The organism is Microcystis sp. M53603_WE2, assembly GCF_030065435.1.
In genome coordinates, this window is the sequence record NZ_JASJFF010000786.1 from 1 (window position 1) to 4806 (window position 4806).

The following is a 4806-nucleotide window of genomic DNA, read 5'->3' on the forward strand; positions in this document are numbered from 1 at the left end:
CCGAAAAAGAGTCTTTGTACTAAGGAAGTCCGGTGCATTGTACCACTGGCGCCGCCAATTTCGATCCGTCCAGCTTTATCCCAATCCTGTTCGTCCCCAAAACCGTCGATAATGGGGTGAATAAAAGCTAGTGGACGATTACTTTGTTTATCTCCGTGTTCTTCCACCGGTTCGAGCAAATAGGAGGGAATTGGCTCATTTAAAGCTTGATAGAGGGCGATCAGGTGTTCGCGGAAAAGTTGGTCAAAAATTGCGTCATGATTGGAGGAATGGCCATAACCAAACCACCAAAACCAATCGGAACCTTCCGCTGCATACAATGCTTCCCACGCGTCGGGGTTATTATCTTCCGTCGCTTCCGGGTGATTAGCGAGGGTTTGACGGGCTAAAATTAGATATTCCCAAGCTTTATTTTTAGCGGGATCGCCGATCCAAGTGGTAAAATTGGCATCGATCCAAGAGCCGCTATGAAGTTTATTGACAGGAATTTTTGCATTAGCGGGAAAGCGATCGAGATATTCGGAGACGGTGACTAATTCGATCGCTTGGTGGTCGCTTAAAAGTTGATAAAGATTCTCTAGGAAGGGTAAACCGTCTTGATGATAGTTTTCCCAGCAGTTTTCGCCATCTAGCGCAATGGTAACTAACCAGGGTTTTTCTAGGGTCGTGGTTTCTGCGTTGGTTTTCAGTTGTTCGGCGATCGCTTCTAGGTGTTTAACTAAGTCTGTAGCGGCCTCGGTTGCTTTCATGCCACTATAGCTAAATCCGATCAGATCCGAGAGACGATGATCGCGGAAAACCATCGATAAATTGCCGTTGCTAGTTTCCAGACAGTAGGGACGATAAAGCAATTCTGGTTCGCTAATATTGCCTTTTTCGTCGCGATGAAAGTAATGTCCCAGAGACCAACCTAACACCCCCTCATCGGAACATAACCACTGAAAACCCTGTTTAGCGACAGCGGGGAGAATCGCGGGACTAACGGATTGTTCCGAGGGCCAAAGTCCTCGAGGTTGTTTATCAAAGCGATCGATATAGATTTGCCAAGCTTTCTGGAGATGGCGGGAAATATCTTCAGGATAGTGGAAATATTGCCGAGGAAGGGTCATATTCGGCACTGCTACCCGGCCGGCTTCCGAGTTGGCCAGCAGGGGTAAAATTGGATGGGTGTAGGGACTGGTAATGATTTCTAGTTGTCCGGTTTCCTGCATTAACCGGTGTTGCGGCAAGATACGACGCAGAATTTGACGCTGTTTGGAGATAATTCGCTGGCGATCGCTTAAAGTGAAGTTTTTTCCCTGTTCTAACCAGGCAGCGATTTCTGGGTCACTGTGAAAGATAGGATCGATCCAAGCGAGGTTATGCCAAGCCAAGAGATCGCTATAATCTTGGAGATGCCAATGGCTAATACACCAACTATGACCGTTTTCTTGACGCTGTGCGTATAATTGCCCGTAACGGGGGTGCGGATCGATCAGGGTACGATGGTTAGCATCGAAAAAGTGTTCGAGGATAAAGTGTTTTTGTGCCAGGGTTAACTGCGCTTCTGGGGTGACGGTGAGGGCAAGATAGGGGTCTATAGCTAGTCCGTTGACGTAATCCTCTAATTGCAGGATTAAAGAGGGGACAAGGTTGACAGTTTGGTGTAATTTGGGAAAACGTTCTAGAATCAGGATTAAATCGAGATAATCTTTCACCCCATGCAGTCGCACCCAGGGTAAGCGATATTGTCCCGAAGCATCGGTGCGAGTTTGACAGGATTTGTAGAGGGGTTGGTGTTGATGCCAAATAAAAGCGACGTAGAGAGGATAGGCCATGATAATACCGAGGAAAAGTGCATATAACAGGCTTTAAAGCCGTTATATTAGATAATAATGGACAATAAAGCCCATTATAGATTCTTAAAAGTTGATTTCGGTCACTACCATAATCCTATCAACTGGTTTTGAGGGGGTATCGTCTCTTTGTATTTGTTAAAGGATCGGATTCTCCGGTGATGAGTATTGGGAGTTCAATTGCCGCAATTCTTACTGACGACCGACGACCGACTCCTTACCCCACAGTTAAGTAGATAGGTATTAAAAACTTTCAGATCCCCCCGCCTATCGGCACCCCCCTTATCAAGGGGGGCAGGGGGGATCAAACCTAAAATCCATTTTTAATTTAATTATAACCAGCTACTTAACTTTACCTTTGTCCAACTATTTAGGATAAGCTGGAATTATCGAAACCGTAGAAATAATAGATAAAATGAGTAATCTCCTCTGGCCGCGTTTTCTCAAGAAAGCTTACCGTCAAGAACCAATAACTAGCTTTATCTTTACCGCAGCGGCAGTAGATGTCATCATCGGGGTTGTAGGACAAAGATGGACACTGCTATCTTTAGGGGCAACGATTATGGCGATCGCTATCTTCGCCAGGTGGCGACAGGGCCAAAAAACCGAGCAAATCAACAGAGAAGAAGCAGCGAGATACTATTTACCGCCCCAATCGGGTCAAGTAGCTTTACCAACCCTGAAAAACGAAAAAAATCGACCTTCTTAGCTCAAAAATTTCACCTTGCTTGGCAATCAATCCCCTCAAAGGCTAGAATCTATAGCACCGTTCATTTGTTAATATTCAACTAAATTTATGAAATTCCGATTTACGGGTGGGGAGAAACTTGTCGGGGCAATTGTGGTCAGTGTTCTAACCACGCTGACAATCGGGCAACATCAGCTTAGTCAGGCCCAAAGTCCTATTGCTCCCCCTAAACCCGCGGCTGCAAGTGGCCAAAAAACCCCAGAAACTATCCCAGTAGCAGGTTTAGGCAGACTTACCCTCGCTAAAACCCTAGAAGGGCAACAATCCACCCCTAATGCTGTGATTTTCAGCCCCGATAACCAATTTGTTCTCGCTGGTGGTAGTGATACGGATCCTCTCCTGAGAATTTGGTCAGTGAAAACAGGTCAAAAAGTCTCCCAAACTCGCGCCCAAAGAACCAGCGTCAAAGCTTTAGCCATTAGTCCCAACGAAAGATTATTAGTTAGTAGCGGTTTAGATGGTTCTATTAATTTTTGGAATCTGGTGGAAGGCAAGTATTTAGGAATTGCCCTCGAACACGGTAATACTGTCCTCGCCCTTACGGTTACTCCCGATGGTAAAACGTTAATTAGTGGTGGTTTGGAAGGAATTCGCCTCTGGACAGTGCAACCTCCCCGCCGTCCCCTCTATCGTTTAAATTGGGTGGGTAATTTTGTTTATTCCCTAGGGGTGAAATCCGATGGTGTCACCCTTGCCAGTGGTCATGAAAACGGTGAGGTAAATTTTTGGGACATCCGCGAGGGCAAATTTTTGTCGAAATTTTCCGCCCATCCCCAAGCGGTTAGCAAGCTTTTATACAGTCCCGACGGTAAAAATTTAATTACGGGTAGTTTAGACCGCACGATTAAAATCTGGGATACGAGCAATAATAAGTTATTATTTACCCTCATCGGTCATACGGCCCGAATCCGTTCCCTCGCACTCCATCCTAACGGACAAATTCTCGCTAGTGCCAGTAATGACGGTGTGCGTTTATGGGATGTGACGACGGGTAAACAGTTGGCCTGGTTTGATAATAATTCCGACTGGGTGGAATCCCTGGCTTTTAGTCCCGATGGGCAGTATTTGGCTAGTGGTAATTATGATTTTAAAATTCGCCTCTGGCAATTCGTCCGTTAGGCAAAAATATCTTCATTTAGCCTTTAACCACTTCTAGAAAAGCTGATTTAGCCGCTGCCTGTTCCGCTGCTTTTTTGCTTCTGCCAGTTCCCACTCCTAATTTCTGCTCATTTAACCACACTTCCGCACAAAAACGTTCTTGATCTAAGCCATTGATTTCTTTTACTAAATATTGCGGCAGTTTTTTGTATGTTGCTTGTGTCCACTCCTGCAAGGCATCCTTATAATTCTGTCGGGCCGGATCTCGACGAATTTCGGCCGCTTTTTCCCTTAGTGGTTCATCTAGCCAAGAACGCACTAAAACCATAGTCTGTGTACTAAGATATAATGCTCCCAAGACCGCCTCAAAAGCGTCTGCTAGTCGCGAAATTCTCCCCGCTCGGTCAATACTCGTACTACTTGAAACCAACAAATAACGCTCGAAACCGTAGCGATCCGCAAATTCCGCCAGAGTGCGATCGCTAACCATCATCGATCGCAGGGCGGCAAATTCCCCCACGAGTTCCTCTGGATAGGTTTCTAACAATACCTCCGCCGCCACGAGTCTTACCACAGAATCGCCCACAAATTCTAATTGTTCATAATTCTTATCACGGGAAATACTGGGATGAGTTAGAGCTAAATCTAATAAATCCCACCTGACGGGGACATCAGCCGATAAACCCAGCTTTTCCACTAGGGTTTTTAATTGTTTTTGGCGACGCGGATCACTTAAGGACATGGGAGCGGGAAGAAGGGGTGTTGGGGTGTGGGGGAGAGAGGAGAGGGGAGAGGGGAGAGAGTGAGTTTCTCAGTTTGTTTTGTAACGTCCTCATACCCAGTTTAAATGCACAACAGCTTATCTCACCTGTAGCGTTATACTCAAAGAAGGATTACCTTTACCAACAGTCTAGAAAAACCTCACAGAGAATTTCTCAACCGTTATCAAAAATACGGCTTTAAAGATGCTAACGCTCTTTCGGGACTCTGGGGGAGATAGAATTAAGATATACTTTGCACGGCTACAACTTGCATTTTTTACTCAAGGACAATAATATAGTTTAAGAGTCATAATTAGAAGCAAAGCACTCATTAAAAACATGATTAACCTAGAATTCACGGAAG

At 45.4% G+C, this 4806-nt stretch carries 4 protein-coding genes; 2 read left to right on the plus strand and 2 right to left on the minus strand.

Going from position 1 to position 4806, the window contains the following annotated elements:
• On the minus strand, positions 1–1817 hold a 1817-nt coding region (locus PX481_RS16800; protein WP_288095088.1), incomplete at its 3' end, for a glycoside hydrolase family 57 protein.
• Between the two features lie 433 nt (positions 1818–2250).
• Here PX481_RS16800 and PX481_RS16805 point away from each other — a divergent pair.
• A complete protein-coding gene (locus PX481_RS16805; RefSeq protein ID WP_288056236.1) occupies positions 2251–2544 on the plus strand; it encodes a hypothetical protein in 294 nt (97 codons plus the stop codon).
• A gap of 87 nt (positions 2545–2631) precedes the next feature.
• The gene (locus tag PX481_RS16810; RefSeq protein WP_002761807.1) at positions 2632–3702 is read left to right on the plus strand and encodes a WD40 repeat domain-containing protein; all 1071 of its coding nucleotides are present in this window, start codon (positions 2632–2634) and stop codon (positions 3700–3702) included.
• A 16-nt stretch (positions 3703–3718) separates the two neighbouring features.
• Here the strand turns inward: PX481_RS16810 and rnc are convergent, their stop codons facing one another.
• Positions 3719–4423, minus strand: a complete 705-nt coding sequence (gene rnc / locus PX481_RS16815; protein WP_288095089.1) for a ribonuclease III — start codon at positions 4421–4423, stop codon at positions 3719–3721.
• Positions 4424–4806 lie beyond the last annotated feature (383 nt).